Raw genomic sequence first — 15,790 nt, 5'->3', positions numbered from 1 at the left:
CGACGGCCGCCGACAGCGCGGCCGTCAACGCCCGCCGAGACCCGATGCCGCGATGCCGCGCACGAACGCCCGTTGCGCGATCGCGTAGACGACCACCAGTGGCAGCAGAATGACCACGGCGGCGGCCATCAGAATCGGCCATTGCGTATGGTATTGGCCTTGCAGCCGGACCAGACCTAATGTGGCGGTGGCGATGTCATTGCGCTGGATCATGATCAGCGGCCACAGAAAGTCGTTCCAAACGGTGATCCAGGTCAGCACACCGAGGACCATGAGCCCAGGACGGGTGTGCGGCAACAAGACTCGCCAGAACACCTGCCAGGTCGTGCACCCGTCGACGATCGCCGCTTCCTCGAGCTCGGCAGGCAACGTTCGGAAGAACTGGCGCATCAGATAGGTGCCGAATGCGCTGCCGAACAGGCCGGGAACAATCATTGCCCACGGCGTGTCCACCCAGCCGAAGGCACGCATGATCAGGAATTGCGGGATCACCGTAACCGTCAAAGGCACCATAAGCGTGCCGAGGTAGGCGAGAAAAAGTACGTCGCGACCACGAAATCGCAAGCGCGCGAATGCATATCCAGCCAGCGAGCAGAAGAATACCTGCCCGGCCGTGACACATAACGCATAGCACGCGGTATTGAGCAGCATCCGCCCGAGCGGCAGTAGGTCGAAGACCTTCCCGTAGTTGGACCACTGCGGACGCGCGGGAATCAGTGTCGGCTCGGTGATTTCGCCATCGCGCTTCAACGAACCCGACAATGCCCACAGGATCGGAAACAACGCACACCAGGCGACACCAACGAGCGCCACGTAAATCAGGATGCCGCGCACCGTCCGGCGCAGAATGGCCCGCTCCACCCGGCTGGTACTGCGCGCCCGCACAACGATCCGCACCGGAAGCGACCGAACCACCTCGTGCGCATTCACAACTCGACCTCCGACCGGCGCGCGAACCGCAGTTGTAAGAGCGTCAGCACCAGCAGGATCGCGAAGATCACCCAGGCCAGCGCTGCCGCATAGCCGATCTCGTAGAATCCGAAGGCGTTCTGGAACAACATGATTCCGAGCAGGTATGTCCCGGTCTCCGGCCCGCCATTACCGCCGGTCAAGGCATAGGCCTGATCGAAGGCCTGCACCGAGTTGATGATGGTGATGACGAAAACAAAAGACAGCGGCCCACGAATCAACGGCAGTGTCACCGACCAGAACCGCCGCAGCGCCCCCGCGCCGTCGATTCGCGCTGCCTCGTACAGCGTCGCGGGCACGCCCTGCATAGCCGCCAGCAGGATGACCGTTGCGAAAGGCACGCTCTTCCACACGGTCACGATGCTCAGCGAAATCAGCGCCCAATCCGGGTCGGTGAGCCACGGAACCGGATCGAAGCCGACCCAGCCGAGCATAATGTTGAGCAGACCGTCATCGGTGGTGAAGATGAAGCGCCACACCACGGCCATGGCCACGGTCGAGGCGACCAGCGGCAGGAACGCGATGGTTCGAAAGATGCTGATACCGGCCAGCTTTCGATTGAGCACCGCCGCTACCGCGAGCCCGATCACCACCGTCGGCACCAGTGTCAACACGGTGAACACCGCGGTATTGCGTAATGCGATGAGGAACAACGGATCCGATGCGAACAACCGCCGATAGTTCGCAATCCCCACGAACCGTGGTGCACTGAACAAGTCCCACGAGTGCAGACTCAGATACAGCGATACCGCGAGCGGAACCAGCAAGAACACCAGCACCGCAGCTAGATTCGGTGCCACGAACATCCAGCCCGCCCGCTCACGCCGCCGCGCCAGCCGCGCTCGAATCAGTTTCATGAGGGTTCCAGAAGGGTATTGATATCGGCAGTCAGGGACGCACTTACGGACTCCGCGGTGGCAGCTCCGCGTAGCACCCGATTGCCACCGCGTTCGAGCAGCGCGGAAACCTTGCCCCAAACCGGGGTAACCGGCAGCGGTCGCGAATTCTCCGGCCCCTCCGTGAGCACTTGAAGATTGCGTATCTCGCGATGCGCATTCGCGAATCCAGTAGAGTCCATTGCGGATTTCAACACCGGCACGAACAGACCGGAGGAGGCGATAATCGCTTGCCCCACCGGCCCGGTCGCGAATTTGACGAATTCCCAAGCTTGTTCGATGCGCGGACTATCGGCGGCGATCGACAACCCGGTACTCCCCACATCGGTAATCGCCCCAGGCCCGCCATGCGGGCCGGCCGGCAGCACCGTGACATCGATGGGCAAATCATCCTGTCCGGCGAACTCGGAATACAGCCAATGCCCACCCATCGCCATTGCCGCCCGTCCTCGACGGAACAGATCGGGAGCCGAAACCGACTGCTGATCGGCGACTTTCGGCGCGACCCGATGGCGAACCGCGAGATCAGCATAGAACTGGAACCCCTCGGCGAACCGCGGATCGCCGAGATTGGTCCTGGTCGGATCCACCGACGGCGAGAACCACTCCGCCCCATTGTTCATACCGAAACAGGCGGCCGAGAAGTACGGCACCCAGGCATCGGCGAAACCCCACTGCCGGTTCCGCTCGGATGACTCTCGCCGCGTGAGTGCCCTTGCAGCATCGAGGAATTCGGCGAAAGACCAGGCATCGCGCCACCGCGTCGGCGCGGTCACTCCGGCTTCGGCGAAAAGCTTCCGGTTGTAGTACAGAAACACCCCCGACCACTGTTCCGGCAGCGCATATTGCCCGCCGCCATAGGTGAAGGTGTCATAGAGCGCCGGATAACTGTCGGCACGCAGTGCGGCAGCGTATTCGGGCTCCCGACCGAGCAGCGTACGCAGATCCAGCAGCACCCCGCGCTCGGCGAGTCCGGCATAAAGCAACTCCCACGCCATCATGACGTCGGGACATTTGCCACCCGCGCAGTAGGTCAACATCTGCTGCAGCGGATCCGGCCCGGACATGATGGTGCGAATCCGGATCTCCGGATGCCGCTGCTGGAACTCGTCGATGATCTTCAGCCGAACCCGCGCCTCCTCCGGCCTCGCCTGGAAGAAGAAAGTCAGCGCGTCGTCATCGGATCCACAGCCGGTGCCGGCGAGCAGCGGCGCGGTCAGCATCGAGCCGAGCAGCGTGCGCCTGCGCAACGAGGCCCTCCTCCAGGCGGGTGTGGAGTTTGGCGGAATCGCATGGCAGCATACGTTCGGCAACACCGAGGTGATGGCCGACACACGAACAAAACTTAACGTTGTCCAAAGCCGATCGGAAACGAGCCCGATCGACATCACCAATCGGATACGTTGTCAGATGTTTGAGCAGGATCCTGCGCGTTTTTCAGGAGAGTAAGCGGATGGCGACAATCGAATATTTGCGGACGGATCCCGATCTGCCGCCCGTCGGGGTGGTCGATCACTCCACGATCACGCCACGGAAGAAGGCGATCTTCGGGGCGATCGCAGTCGTCGGAGCGATAGCCTGGGCCGTCCTCGCCATCTCCCGCGGGGAGAACGTGAACGCGGTGTGGATCGTGATCGCGGCGGTCTGCACCTATGTGACCGCCTACCAGTTCTACGCCAGGCTGATCGAATACCGGATCACCAAGCCGCGCGACGATGTGGCCACGCCCGCCGAGGAATTGGAGAACGGCAAGGACTACATGCCGATGGATCGGCGGGTGCTCTTCGGGCATCACTTCGCCGCCATCGCGGGCGCCGGTCCACTGGTCGGACCGGTGCTGGCCGCGCAGATGGGTTATCTGCCGGGCACCATCTGGATCATCGTCGGCGTCGTCCTCGCCGGCGCGGTGCAGGACTACCTGGTGCTGTGGGCCTCGTCGAAGCGGCGTGGGCGCAGCCTCGGGCAGATGGCCCGTGACGAACTCGGTCCGATCGGCGGTGTCGCCGCGATCGTCGCGGTACTGGTGATCATGATGATCCTGCTCGCGGTGCTCGGCATCGTGGTCGTGCAGGCGCTGGCCGCGGTCAAGGGTCCGGACGGCGCGCTGCACGGCGGCAGCCCATGGGGTGTGTTCTCCATCGGCATGACCATCCCGATCGCCCTGTTCATGGGCCTGTACCTGCGCTTCGTGCGGCCGGGCCGGGTCGGCGAGGTATCGATCGTCGGCTTCGCGCTGCTGCTGTTCGTGATCATCTCCGGCCGTTGGGTTTCCGAGTCCGGTTGGGGCCGTGACCTGTTCACGCTGTCCGGCACAACGATCGCCTGGCTGCTGATCGTCTACGGTTTCATCGCCTCGGTACTGCCGGTGTGGCTACTGCTCGCACCGCGCGATTACCTGTCGACGTTCATGAAGATCGGCACCATCGGCCTGCTCGCGCTCGGCATCGTGTTCACCATGCCGGTGCTGAAAGCGCCCGCGGTGTCGCAGTTCGCGCACAACAGCAACGGTCCGTCCTTCGCGGGCAGCCTGTTCCCGTTCCTGTTCATCACCATCGCCTGTGGCGCGCTGTCCGGATTCCACGCCCTGGTCTCCTCCGGCACCACGCCCAAACTGCTGGAGAAGCAATCGCATGCGCGCATGATCGGCTACGGCGGCATGCTGATGGAGTCGTTCGTCGCGATCATGGCGATGATCACCGCGAGCATCATCGACCAGCACCTGTACTTCGCCATGAACGCGGGCGCGGGTCTCACCGGCGGAACCGCCGAGAAGGCCGCCGCCTACACCAATACCCTTGGTCTGAGCGGTGATCCGGTCACCGCGGGTGAGCTGACCCAGACGGCCAAGGATGTCGGAGAGACCAGCATCATCTCGCGCACCGGTGGCGCGCCGACGCTGGCGGTCGGCATGTCCCAGGTGATGTCCGGATTCCTCGGCGGCTCCGGGATGAAGGCGTTCTGGTACCACTTCGCGATCATGTTCGAGGCGCTGTTCATCCTCACCACCATCGACGCCGGTACCCGTGTCGCGCGCTTCATGCTCTCGGACTCACTCGGCAACCTTGGTGGCCCGGCGAAGAAGTTCAAGGATCCGTCGTGGCGGCCAGGCGCATGGGTGTGCTCGGCCATCGTGGTGGCGGCCTGGGGTTCGGTGCTGCTGATGGGTGTCACCGATCCGCTCGGCGGCATCTACACGCTCTATCCGCTGTTCGGCATCTCCAACCAGCTGCTGGCCGCGATCGCACTCACCGTCGTGCTGACCATTCTGATCAAGAAGGGCCTGGTGAAGTGGGCGTGGATTCCCGCGCTGCCGCTGATCTGGGATCTGATCGTGACGATGACGGCCTCTTGGCAGAAGATCTTCTCCACCGATCCGAAGATCGGCTACTGGAAGCAGCACGATAACTACAGTGCCGCCCGTGATGCCGGAAAGTTGTTGGCACCGGCGAAGACTGCCGACGATATGGACAAGGTCGTGCGCAATACGTTCATCCAGGGCACGTTGTCGATCATCTTCGCGGTGTTGGTGCTGGTCGTCGCGGTGGTCGGTGTGGTGGTCTGCTTCCGTGCCTGGCGGGCGGGCGGCGGACCGAGCAGTGAAACGCCGGATGAACCGTCGAAGATCTTCGCACCGCGCGGCTTCATCGCCACCGCGGAAGAGAAGGCGGTGCAGAAGGAATGGGATGCCCTGATCGAATCGGGGCAGGTCCGAGCACCGGGCGCCGCACATACCAAGGGCACGACGGCGGAAACCCCAGCACATTGACCGCAGCAGCTCAGCCGAATGACGGCCGGTCACCTCGACCGGCCGTCATTCGGCGTCTGCGACTGGCCGCAAGTGCCTGTGCCACAAGGGGTCGCGCATTCGTTTCGTGGTTCAATGCGGTGCTGGGCGGGCAGGATTACCAGCGCTATGTGGACCATCTGCAGCGCAATCACCCCGGATGTGAAATTCCGTCCGAGCGGGAGTATTGGCGTCGACGGCATGCCGACGCGGATAGCAATCCACAGAATCGCTGCTGTTGAGCTCGCTATTCGGCGTGATCGAGCTGCCGATACGTTGAGTCCGTCGCCCCGAGTGGGCCGAAACCGGCTCCCAGCGCAAGATGATTCGAGGCGCACCTCGGTGTAGAACGTGTCGGTCTACGCCATGCGCAACTGGACGTCGGACGTGCCGCCTTCGTGGTCCAACAGCCAGCGTTTCACCGGCAGCCCCCAGCGGAAGCCACCGAGCGCGCCGCCGATGCGCAGCACTCGGTGGCAGGGCACGAACAATGCCGCGGCATTGCGGGCGCAGGCATTGGCCGCGGCGCGGGTGGCGTCGGGACGGCCGGAGATGGCGGCGTATTCGGTGTAGGTGACCGGATCGCCCGCCGGGATCTTGCGCAGCACTTCCCATGCGTGCACCAGGAATTCACCGGATTGCTGGCGCACCTCGATCGCGTCGATCGCGGCCAGTTCGCCGCGGTGGTAGGCGGTGATCGCGCGGGTCACCTCGCCGAGGTCAGCACGCCTGCGAAGCTCGCTGGGCCGCAGACTCGGGTGGATCAACTGCCGCAAGTTCTCGGCGTCGGCGGTCCAGCCGGAGGCGAGTACGGCACCATCGACGTCGACCAGTGCGGTGAACGGCCCGATCGGGGTGTCGGATGTCGCGAAATCGGTTGTCACGATCGGGTCTTCACTTTCGTCGGAGATGCTTTCGGTGGTACTGCCTTGCGACCGGCGAGCGCGGCCTTCCACAGGTGCATGGATAGATATGAACGCCACGGCGCCCAGCGCGCGGTATCGGTGAGATCGACGCCGAGGAGGGTAGCGCCCTGGCGGACAACGAGATCGGTGTCGAGCAGGATGTCGGGATCGGCCAGCAGTCGCATGGTCACGTAATCGGCGGTCCACGGTCCGACGCCCTCCAGAGCCAACAGGTCGCGGCGGAGGTCGGTGGCGGGGCGGCCCTGGTGCAGCACCAGATCGCCGGAGGCGAGAGCCGAGGCCACGCCGATAATCGAGCGGGTCCGCCGCGCCGGACCCGTCAATACCTCGGCTCCGCGGTCGGCGATCGCGGCCGGAGTCGGGAACAAGCGCGCGACCGGTCCGTCGATCGGTTCGCCGAGCGCCTCGACCAGACGAGCAGTGTGCGTCGCGGCGGCGGACACCGAAATCTGCTGACCGATCATGGTGCGCAGCAATAACTCCGGACCATCTAGGGAGCCGGGCACCCGGATGCCGGGAGTGAACGGTGGGCGGGCTCGGCTACGGCGAGCGGCCACACCGACATTGAAGGGATGGTCGGCCGGTGCCGCACCGACGTCCGGGAGATCTCGCCCGGATGTCTCGATAACGTCGGTGTCGGCGGGCACCACGCCGAGCGCCTCATCGATTCCTACCGGGTCCGCATCCAGGTCCAGCAGATGCCGCAAGCGTGCGACGGTCGGTGCGAGATCGCGCATATCGTGCAGCGACAGTTCGGCGCGCACGTGGTCACGCTGGAAACTCAGCCGCGTCGTCGCATATCCGTGTGGGGTGCGCAGGCTCCTGGTGTATGCGCGGTCCTCCCATAGCTCCATGCCCGCCACGACGTGCGAGGAGAGGAACCATTCGAGCCAGCCGCGGTCCAGCGGCTCGCGGAAAGGCAGCCGCAGCGTCAGCGAGCCGTTGGTGGCGGGCACCAAGTGGCTGTTGGAGCGCGTCACCCGCTGCGCCTCGGTGCGCATGGTCGTCGGACTGACCGCGAATACCTCGCGGACGGTGTCGTTGAACTGGCGAATACTGGCGAATCCGGCCGCGAAGGCGATATCGGACATCGGCATATTCGTGGTCTGGATCAGCAGCCGCGCGGTGTGCGCCCGATGCGCCCTGGCCAGCGCCAATGGACCGGCCCCCAGTTCGGTGGTCAGCACCCGAGTGAGCTGGCGCTGCGAATAGCCCAGCGTGGCGGCCAGTGCGGGCACGCCGCCGCGCTCGATGACGCCGTCGCCGATGAGTCGCATCGCCCGCGCGGCCAGATCTGCGCGGGTATTCCACAGCGGCGATCCGGGTGCGGCATCGGGCAGGCAGCGGCGGCAGGCCCGGTATCCGGCCTGCTGCGCGGCGGCGGCCGTCGGCAGGAACGTCACGTTGGTCGGTTTCGGCGTAATCGCCGGACATGAAGGGCGGCAATAGATTCCGGTAGTTCGCACGGCGGTGAAGAACTGGCCGTCGAATCGGGAGTCCCGGGTCGACACCGCCCGATAGCAGCGTTCGAAATCCAAAGCCGTGATCGTCACCCAATCCACAATTGCAGCAACCCGCACCGAACGCTAGCGGAAATCCGCCATTACCGCCACGGCGGGCTTGGACGAGCCAGCGGCCGCGGGGACCCGTAAACGTTTACTCAGGCGACGGTGGTGCGGAGTTGGGAACCCGCTCGCCCGCGTATGACGTGCAGGCGGCTCGGAATTCGCTGGCGCATCTCGTCGACGTGGCTGACCACGCCGACCACGCGCCCGCCCGCACGGAGTTCGTCCAGAACTCCCATGACCGCGTCGAGGGTGTCGGCATCGAGTCCGCCGAAACCCTCGTCGATGAAGATGGTGTCGAGCACCACGCCGCCGGATTCGGCTGCCACGGTATCGGCGAGGCCGAGAGCCAATGACAGCGCGGCCATGAATGATTCGCCGCCGGAAAGGGTCTTGGCGGGGCGGACGGCGCCGGTGTAGTCGTCGCGGATATCGAGGCCGAGGCCACCGCGACGGCCACGCGGGCCCGCCTTGTCGGAGTGCACGAATTCGTAGCGACCGCCCGACATTCGGCGCAGGCGAACCGAACCCGCCAATGCCACCTCTTCCAGCCGGGCGGCAAGTACATAGGAGCGCAACGACATTCGGCGATTGTTCGCGCCTCGACCCGCAACAACCTCGGCGAGCGCGGCAAGTTCATCATGGGCGCGCTGCACCGGGGCGATCCGATCGACCGCGGCCCACAGCTGACCGCCCAAATCCTCCAGCAGGTTCACCCGTCGAGCGGCCTCCGCATGCGCGGCGACCGCGGCATTCAGCTGGGTCTGCGCGGCGGCCACGGCAGACTCCAACTCCTCGAGATCGCCGGGTTCGGTTGACGCCGCGGCCTGGATCTCCGGCTCGGCCAGGACTGCCTCGGCATGCGCACGAGCCCGATCGGCGGCGACCAGCTCCGCTTCGATCTGACTCTGCCGCTGGGCAGTTCGCGAGGCCGCGGTGACCACTCGCGCGTATGCCTTCAACAAGGCCACGTCATCGCGTGGCCGGGCGTCGGCTTCGACGACCGCCGAACCGACGGCTCCCCGATGGTCGACACTCGCCTCGGCCGAATCGGCGACCGCACCAGCACCATCGGCGTCGATGACCGCATCACCACTGCCTGCGCCCTCAGGAGCGGTGCCCGGCGACGCATCCGGACCAGCCGCCCGACCGGGCGTCGCACCGCTCGCGACGGAGTCCGCTGCTCGCTCGATGATGAAACCTGCTGCCAGCGCGAGGCTTTCAACTCGGTCAGCGATCATGGTGACCTGCTCGATTGCGGCCGACTCGTCGTTGCGGGCGTCGCGGAGGGCGGTAGCGTCGCCGATCAGGGTGTCGAGGCGGGTGCGGCGGCGGTCGATAGTTTCGTCGGCGCCTGCGGCGGTGCGCAGGCGGTCGGTGAGTTCGGTGAGGCGCGCGGCGGCGGCGGCGATGCGGGTGGTGACGATGCCGCGGCGGGTATCGGATTCGCGGAGTTCGTCGTGCAGGCGCGATTCGTCGGTGCGCAGGCGGGTCAGTTCGGCCGTGAGGCTGTCGGAGAGGGCGGCGAGTTCGGACACGTCTTCGTAGCGATCAGTGGCGGCGCGCAGGGCGGCGGCCAATTCGACGCGGTCGGCATCGCCACCGCGGGCGATGAGCGCGTCGATTTCGCGTTCCAGATCGGTGATTCGGGCCAGCACTCGGTCGCGTGCGTCCTCGGCCGCGCGCTCCGCGGCGGCCGCCGCGTCTTCGGCGTCCTTGGATACCGCGCTGGCCGCAGCGCGAGCCGGTGCGGGATGGTCGGCGGAGCCGCAGACCGTGCACGGCTCCCCGTCGGTCAACTGACCGGCGAGTTCGGCAGCCATCCCGGCCAGCCTGCGTTCGCGCAAGTCGAGTACGCGTTCCTTGGCGTCGAGGTGTGCGGCGCGGGTCGACTCCAATTCGATCCGTGCGTGGTCGAGAGTTGTTCTGCGACCGGCGAGTTCGACCGCCGCCAGTGCCGCGGTCTGCAGGCTTTCGCATTCGGCGGTCAGGGTGGGCAGTTTGGCTGCGGCCTCGGTGGTTTCGCGCAGCCGGGCCTCGATTGTGGCGATCGATTCGGGCAGCTGCTGACGTATCCGGGTCAGTTTGTCCACGCGGCCGGTGAGAGCGGTGTCCTCGTCGCGCAGCGTGGCCAGTTCGGAAGTAAGCCGGGTCGCGGTGGTCGCATCGGCGCTGACCTCGTCGAGCGCGCCCATCTGGGCGCTCCACCGTCGAATCGCCGCATCGACATCCGTGTCCGCGACGACAATCGGCGTACCGTCCGGGCCGGACTGGACCGTGATCAGCTCATTGCCGGCGACGTCCGAGCCAGCAGGATCGGCGAGCAGTACGGCCAATCGTGCTGCGATGCGATGGGTTTCGTCCGATTTGCGCCTGGCGTGCATTACCGCGGCGCGCGCCTCAGCGATGGCCTCGGCGACCGGTGCGGCACGGCGGGCCGATTCGAGTTCGGCCTGCAGGTCAGCGCGGTGGCCGGCGGCGGCGGCGTATTCGTCGAGCCGCTCGCGGGCCGCGATCATGCGGCGACGCAGTTCGTGCAAGCGGCGTTGCTCCTCGGCACGAGACCTGATGCGCGCCGATTCCTGTTGGCACCGTTCGGCTTCCGCCGCAGTCATGGTGAGCGCAGCACGCGCGGTCGCGAGCAGATCTTGCGACCAGCCGACCGCTTCCAATGGCCCGACGGATTCGGCCGCCGTCTCCCCCGCTGCCACCGCGACCTGTGCGATCAACCGATCGATGCCCTGCTTGCGCGACTCCACGTCAGCTGCCGAGGCGCGACGTTTGTCGGCCAACCACTGTTCGGCACTACCGAAACGCTCTGTGTCGAAAAGCTTTTCGAGCAGCTTCTCACGCTCCTCGTTCTCCGCACGCAGAAATCGCGCGAAATCACCCTGGGGCAGCAGCACGACTTGGAAGAACTGGTCCGCGCTCATGCCGAGCAGCCGGATGATTTCGTCGCCGATATCGGTCAGGCGAGCGAGGTTCGCGCCGCGCCCGTCCAACCATTCCAGCGTCGCGGCGGCATTCTCCTTGACCCAACCGCTTTTGGCTCGCTTGCTCGGCCGCTGGAATTCTGGCGTGCGCGTCAACCGCACTCGTCGGCCACCCAGCGTTGCCTCCAGCACGACCCGGGGCGGCGTCTGCTCGTCGGCATGATCGGAATGCAGCCGCTTACTCTCGCCGCGTGCGCCCGGCACGCTGCCGTACAACGCGAAGGCGATAGCATCCAGCACCGTCGTCTTTCCGGCCCCGGTCTGCCCGTGCAGCAGGAACAGCCCATCCGCTCCGAGCGTGTCGAAGTCGACAACCGTAGTTTCGGCGAACGGGCCGAATGCGGTCATCTCCAGCCGATGCAGCCTCATTCAGCGCCCCCGTCGAACGCGGTCGACGTCGCGGGCAGCACCAGTAAACGTCCTGGGTCGGCCTCGTCCTCGTGGAACCCATTCAGCGCGCGGACGCCTCGCGCAAGCCCGCTGCCGGAACCTACGCCCGAGGCAAAGCTGTTGCGATAACCAATGCCGCGAAGGGTTTTCGGCATGCGCGCCAGGGCTTCGCCGTAGCGATGTCCACTGGTGACCGGTCTGAGCGGGCCACACGTCAACCGAGGGCCGCTCACGCGGAGAGTTCCCCGGCCAGCGTGTCCAGTACCGCCACCGCCCGGTCCGGTTCGGCGACCGCCGCGGCGAGCGCACGTTCCAGCCAGGCCATTTCACCCGGTGTGGGTTCCCCGCGGACGTCAGTGAGGAAGCTCTGCGCTACTTCGGTATCGCGGCGGCCGTGCACGCGCTCACGGTAGCGCAATTCCGGGTTGCCCTCCGGGCGCGACCATTCCACGTGCACCGCATGCGGGAAGCGCTCGCGCAGTTTGCGCATCGCGTCGACGGGACGGGCGTAGTCGGTGAGCGTCGCCGAGACGTAGTGCTCCTCAGCGTCGGAATAGGCTGCATCACCGAGTAATTCGTCGAGGGTACCCGTGAGACGACTCAAACCCCGCACGAGCGGAAGATCGCGGCGCTGCACCGAATACAGGCCGGAAGCGTTCAGATCGACGAGCCATACCGCCTTCCGGTGCGAGGTCTCGGCGAACGAATAGGGCAGCGGGGAACCGGAATAGCGCACCGATTCCGAGAGCGTCTGCGGCGAATGCAGATGCCCGAGCGCCACATAGTCGATGCCGTCGAATGCCGACAGCGGCACCGTCTCCACGCCGCCGACCGAAATCGAACGCTCGGATCCGGTCGACTCGCCACCGACAACGAAGGCGTGGGCCAGCACCACGGTGCGGGTGCCGGGACGCTCGGCGATATCGGCGCGGATCCGGCTCATCACCGCGTCCAGAATCTCCGCGTGCGAACGTGCTTGCGGTACACCGAGTTCGGCGCGGGTGATCTCCGGCTCCAGATACGGGATGCCGTAAAAGGCGATCGCACCGTGCTCGTCGGACAACAGCACCGGCTGATCGGCGGCGGCGACGGTAGTCCGCAGATGCAGCCCACCCGCCGCCGCGAAACTCGCACCCGCACCGAGACGTGTCGGCGAATCGTGATTGCCGGAGGTCGCGACGATCTGTGCCCCCGCCGCGCGGATGGCTTCGAATCCCTGGATACACACTGCGATCGCGTCGGCGCTCGGAATCGATCGGTCGTACACGTCCCCCGGCAGTACCACGACGTCAACGGATTCCGCCGACACCAATTCGGCAATGGCCGCGAGCCCGGCGGCCTGATCGACGAGCAGATCGACCCCATGGAATGTGCGCCCGATGTGCCAGTCCGAGGTGTGCAGCATCCGCATGTCGCGAAACCGTAGGCGATCGCACCGACAGAGTTCAATAATTCTGCCGCGCGGGCGCGGCGTGTTCGCGGCCCCTGGTGTCTCGCGTCCGACCCTTTCGAGCGACCTGCAAGCAGTCGCTAGCGAAGGCCGTCGAGACTCGCGACTGCGTCGCATGCGCTTCGACGACTCGGCTCTGTTGAATGGCCGCGCCTTCGGCGCGGACGCGAGACGGGCCGCGAACTCCTCGCTCGTAAGACTCGCTCCGTCGTGGTCAACTGAGCAGGAACCCGACCTCGCAATAGAGCACGCAATCGGTGTTGCTGCGTTCCGTCGATGACCGACCGATCAGTTCGAAACCGCGGCTCGTGGCCTTTCGTCGATGCGCTGCTGCCCGATTGCTCACGGGTTTCGAACTTGTCGGAGTCATGCGGCACTATCGGCACTATGACCGCACCGATGCTCGTCGCACTGATGCTGGTGTTCGCCGCGGGGGTAGGGCTGGGCTGGCTCGGACATGCCGCGCGCGCCGGGCAGCGCGCGACGGCCGCGGAGGCGAGACTGGCCGCCACCACCGATAACGAGCGGCTACTGCGGCAATCGCTCACCGCGGCGAATGAGGATGCGGCACGCCGACATTCGCATGCCATCGGCGCGATGGTAGATCCGCTGCGCGAGGCCGTCGGCGCGCTGAACCAGCACATTCAGCAGGTCGAACATCATCGAATCAATGCCTATTCGAGTCTGCGTGAACAGGTCGCGGGGATGCAGCGCACGTCACATCAACTCACAAGCCAGACCGGTCAGCTGGTGGCCGCGCTGCGCGCGCCGCAGGTGCGTGGGCGCTGGGGTGAGATTCAGTTGGAGCGGGTGGTGGAGCTGGCGGGCATGACCAGGCACTGCGATTTCGACACCCAGGTGAGCCGGGCCGCGCGCAGCGACGGCGCGACCGAACGCACCGGCATGGTGCGGCCGGACCTCGTGGTCAATCTCGCGGGCAGCAGGCAGATCGTGGTGGACGCCAAGGTGCCGTTCACCGCCTATCTCGACGCCACCATGACCGACGACCCGGACGAGCGCGCCGAACTACTCGGCCGCCATGCCAAACATCTGCGTGCCCATATCGATCAGCTGGCGGATAAGGCCTATTGGCTGGCCTTCGATCCCGCGCCGGAGTTCGTGGTGCTGTTCGTACCGGGCGATCCGTTCCTCGATGCCGCACTGACCACCGATTCCGGCTTGCTCGAGTACGCGTTCGGCCGCAACGTGATCCTCGCTACTCCGACGACTTTGATCGCGTTGCTGCGTACGGTCGCCTTCGGATGGCGGCAGGAGGCGCTGTCCCGCGATATGGCAACTGTTCAGCAATTGGGTCGCGAGCTCTACAACCGGCTCGGCATGACCGGACGACATCTGGACCGCCTCGGCGCGCAACTCGGTAAGGCCGTAGACGCTTTCAACTACACCGTCGCCTCGGTGGAGTCGCGGGTGATGGTCACCGCGCGCAAACTGCACGATCTTGAAATAGCCGAACAGGAGGTGCCCGCAATCCATCGGGTGGATTCATTGCCGCGGGCGGTCGGCTTCGCCGACGCCGACGATTAGCCCTGCGACGGCCGTGCCGTAACGCCACCGAGCGCGGCGGCGGTTAGTGTCATGGTGTGGCTGCTTCCCAACGTGTCCGAACCCGGGTGCCCGCGCCGCATCGTTCGATCCTGCCCTCGGTGCCGGGTATTCCGGCCGGGGCGGCGGTTCTGATCGCGGTGGCGTGCGCGTTTTTGGGGTTCCTGATCGATGCCCACGGCGAGAATAACGAGCTGACCGGGACGTTCAACACGTTGTACGTCCTGGGCTGCGTCGCGGCTGTGCTCGCCGTTCGCTATCGCGGACTCTTCACGACGATGGTGCTGCCACCGCTGTTGCTGTTCGTCGCGGTGCCGCTGGCTTATCAGCAGCTGATCGGTCATGCCTCGACCGGCCTCAAGGACATCCTGCTGAATCTGGCGATCCCGCTGGTCAATCGCTTCCCGATCATGGCGCTGGCCACTGTGCTGGTGCTGGCCATCGCCGGTGGGCGGATCCTGCTACACAGGCGCGAGGAAGCCACGGGACGCGCCGACGAATCCCGTCGCGGCACCAGCTGGGGCCGCAGCAATGCTGCCAAACGCCCCAGGTCGGAGCGCGCCGACGGCGGTTCGCTCGCCAATGCCGCGCGCCGCCGCACCCGCCGTTCCCAGGTCGACACCTCCGACCTCGATACCGATCTGCATCTGCCGCGCCCGAGCCGGCGCGGGAGTTCGGAAGTAGCAGACACCCCACCGCGCGTCGGCAGCGCCGCAAAGAGCGCCCGGGGTGACGAGCGCCCGAGCCGCGAGCGCCGTTCGAGCACCCGCGCCGCGGCGAGCCGGGGCGCGGTCGAATCGCCCCGAGACGCACGACCGGCGGCAACCGCTCGGGGCGAAGGCGACACGACACGAGCCGCACGAGCAGCGGCAGCCCCTCGGGCCGAGGCCGATGCGAGCCGCGCCGCGCCGACAAGACGGCGCGGCGAGGTGCCGCCGCCCCATCCCCAGCCCAATGTGCGCTATCGCGAACGCGATTCGAGCCGGACCGAGCGACGGCGGCCGGAAAGCCTCTAACCGGAGGGTTTCTCATCCGCAGCTGCCTCCATGAGGCGTCGGATCTCGGCCCGAAAACGATGGCTCACGACAGCCCGAATCCCGCTGGCACAGGCCGATAGTTCGAAGCGCACAGCCCCGGACAATGCGGATGCCAGTGCTGTGTGAAAGCCATTGGCACAGCTCAGCGAGACAAATCGCACGGCCCCAGTGCAGCACTGGATACGAACGTTGCGTGCAGGGTTGACAATCGTTGCAG

12 protein-coding genes are annotated in these 15,790 nt (G+C 66.0%); 4 read left to right on the top strand and 8 right to left on the bottom strand.

Annotated features, from left to right (window positions below; all coding sequences use genetic code 11):
- Positions 1-24 precede the first annotated feature (24 nt).
- The 3 genes from ACIBJI_RS03550 to ACIBJI_RS03540 all read right to left on the bottom strand — a co-directional run bounded on the left by ACIBJI_RS03550 (position 25) and on the right by ACIBJI_RS03540 (position 3,088).
- On the bottom strand, positions 25-861 hold the full coding sequence (locus ACIBJI_RS03550; RefSeq protein WP_364358067.1) for a carbohydrate ABC transporter permease: 837 nt from the start codon (positions 859-861) through the stop codon (positions 25-27).
- A gap of 65 nt (positions 862-926) precedes the next feature.
- The gene (locus ACIBJI_RS03545; protein WP_397083057.1) at positions 927-1,805 is read right to left on the bottom strand and encodes a carbohydrate ABC transporter permease; all 879 of its coding nucleotides are present in this window, start codon (positions 1,803-1,805) and stop codon (positions 927-929) included.
- 17 nt (positions 1,806-1,822) lie between these two features.
- On the bottom strand, positions 1,823-3,088 hold the full coding sequence (locus ACIBJI_RS03540) for an ABC transporter substrate-binding protein (protein ID WP_397083055.1): 1,266 nt from the start codon (positions 3,086-3,088) through the stop codon (positions 1,823-1,825).
- 230 nt (positions 3,089-3,318) lie between these two features.
- Here ACIBJI_RS03540 and ACIBJI_RS03535 point away from each other — a divergent pair, with 230 nt between their 5' ends.
- Positions 3,319-5,631, top strand: a complete 2,313-nt coding sequence (locus ACIBJI_RS03535) for a carbon starvation CstA family protein (RefSeq protein WP_397082883.1) — start codon at positions 3,319-3,321, stop codon at positions 5,629-5,631.
- On the top strand, positions 5,544-5,891 hold the full coding sequence (locus ACIBJI_RS03530; protein ID WP_364357970.1) for a YbdD/YjiX family protein: 348 nt from the start codon (positions 5,544-5,546) through the stop codon (positions 5,889-5,891). Before ACIBJI_RS03535 ends, ACIBJI_RS03530 begins: the two co-directional genes overlap by 88 nt.
- A gap of 117 nt (positions 5,892-6,008) precedes the next feature.
- Here ACIBJI_RS03530 and ACIBJI_RS03525 read toward each other — a convergent pair whose 3' ends face one another.
- From ACIBJI_RS03525 to ACIBJI_RS03505, 5 genes are all read right to left on the bottom strand, one after another.
- A complete protein-coding gene (locus tag ACIBJI_RS03525; protein WP_364357973.1) occupies positions 6,009-6,533 on the bottom strand; it encodes a methylated-DNA--[protein]-cysteine S-methyltransferase in 525 nt (174 codons plus the stop codon).
- On the bottom strand, positions 6,530-8,137 hold the full coding sequence (locus tag ACIBJI_RS03520) for a DNA-3-methyladenine glycosylase 2 family protein (protein ID WP_397083053.1): 1,608 nt from the start codon (positions 8,135-8,137) through the stop codon (positions 6,530-6,532). Before ACIBJI_RS03520 ends, ACIBJI_RS03525 begins: the two co-directional genes overlap by 4 nt.
- Positions 8,138-8,235: 98 nt before the next feature.
- A complete protein-coding gene (locus tag ACIBJI_RS03515) occupies positions 8,236-11,502 on the bottom strand; it encodes an AAA family ATPase (protein ID WP_397082880.1) in 3,267 nt (1,088 codons plus the stop codon).
- On the bottom strand, positions 11,499-11,678 hold the full coding sequence (locus ACIBJI_RS03510) for a hypothetical protein (RefSeq protein ID WP_364357979.1): 180 nt from the start codon (positions 11,676-11,678) through the stop codon (positions 11,499-11,501). The genes ACIBJI_RS03515 and ACIBJI_RS03510 overlap by 4 nt, the downstream gene beginning before the upstream one ends.
- Positions 11,679-11,752: 74 nt before the next feature.
- Positions 11,753-12,934: an exonuclease SbcCD subunit D gene (locus ACIBJI_RS03505; protein ID WP_397082878.1), complete on the bottom strand. Its 1,182-nt coding sequence runs from the start codon at positions 12,932-12,934 to the stop codon at positions 11,753-11,755.
- Positions 12,935-13,360: 426 nt separating this feature from the next.
- On the opposite strand from ACIBJI_RS03505, the gene ACIBJI_RS03500 reads away from it, so the two are divergent.
- A complete protein-coding gene (locus ACIBJI_RS03500; RefSeq protein WP_397082876.1) occupies positions 13,361-14,518 on the top strand; it encodes a DNA recombination protein RmuC in 1,158 nt (385 codons plus the stop codon).
- Positions 14,519-14,574: 56 nt separating this feature from the next.
- Positions 14,575-15,552 carry a DUF6542 domain-containing protein gene (locus tag ACIBJI_RS03495; RefSeq protein ID WP_364357988.1) on the top strand — a complete coding sequence of 326 codons (978 nt, stop codon included), beginning with the start codon at positions 14,575-14,577 and terminating at the stop codon, positions 15,550-15,552.
- Positions 15,553-15,790 lie beyond the last annotated feature (238 nt).

The sequence above is a fragment of the Nocardia sp. NPDC050408 genome (assembly GCF_044458905.1).
Taxonomy (GTDB): Bacteria; Actinomycetota; Actinomycetes; order Mycobacteriales; family Mycobacteriaceae; genus Nocardia.
Note: the sequence above shows the minus strand (reverse complement) of the source record. Positions and strands in the feature narration are given on the sequence as shown.

What these genes read in the sequence shown, in the direction of transcription:
- ACIBJI_RS03500 (WP_397082876.1), top strand. Translation starts at nt 13,361, where the DNA reads ATGACCGCACCGATGCTCGTCGCACTGATGCTGGTGTTCGCCGCGGGG.
- ACIBJI_RS03510 (WP_364357979.1), bottom strand. Translation starts at nt 11,678, where the DNA reads ATGCCGAAAACCCTTCGCGGCATTGGTTATCGCAACAGCTTTGCCTCG.
- ACIBJI_RS03515 (WP_397082880.1), bottom strand. Translation starts at nt 11,502, where the DNA reads ATGAGGCTGCATCGGCTGGAGATGACCGCATTCGGCCCGTTCGCCGAA.
- ACIBJI_RS03530 (WP_364357970.1), top strand. Translation starts at nt 5,544, where the DNA reads ATGGGATGCCCTGATCGAATCGGGGCAGGTCCGAGCACCGGGCGCCGC.
- ACIBJI_RS03505 (WP_397082878.1), bottom strand. Translation starts at nt 12,934, where the DNA reads ATGCGGATGCTGCACACCTCGGACTGGCACATCGGGCGCACATTCCAT.
- ACIBJI_RS03540 (WP_397083055.1), bottom strand. Translation starts at nt 3,088, where the DNA reads ATGCTGACCGCGCCGCTGCTCGCCGGCACCGGCTGTGGATCCGATGAC.
- ACIBJI_RS03535 (WP_397082883.1), top strand. Translation starts at nt 3,319, where the DNA reads ATGGCGACAATCGAATATTTGCGGACGGATCCCGATCTGCCGCCCGTC.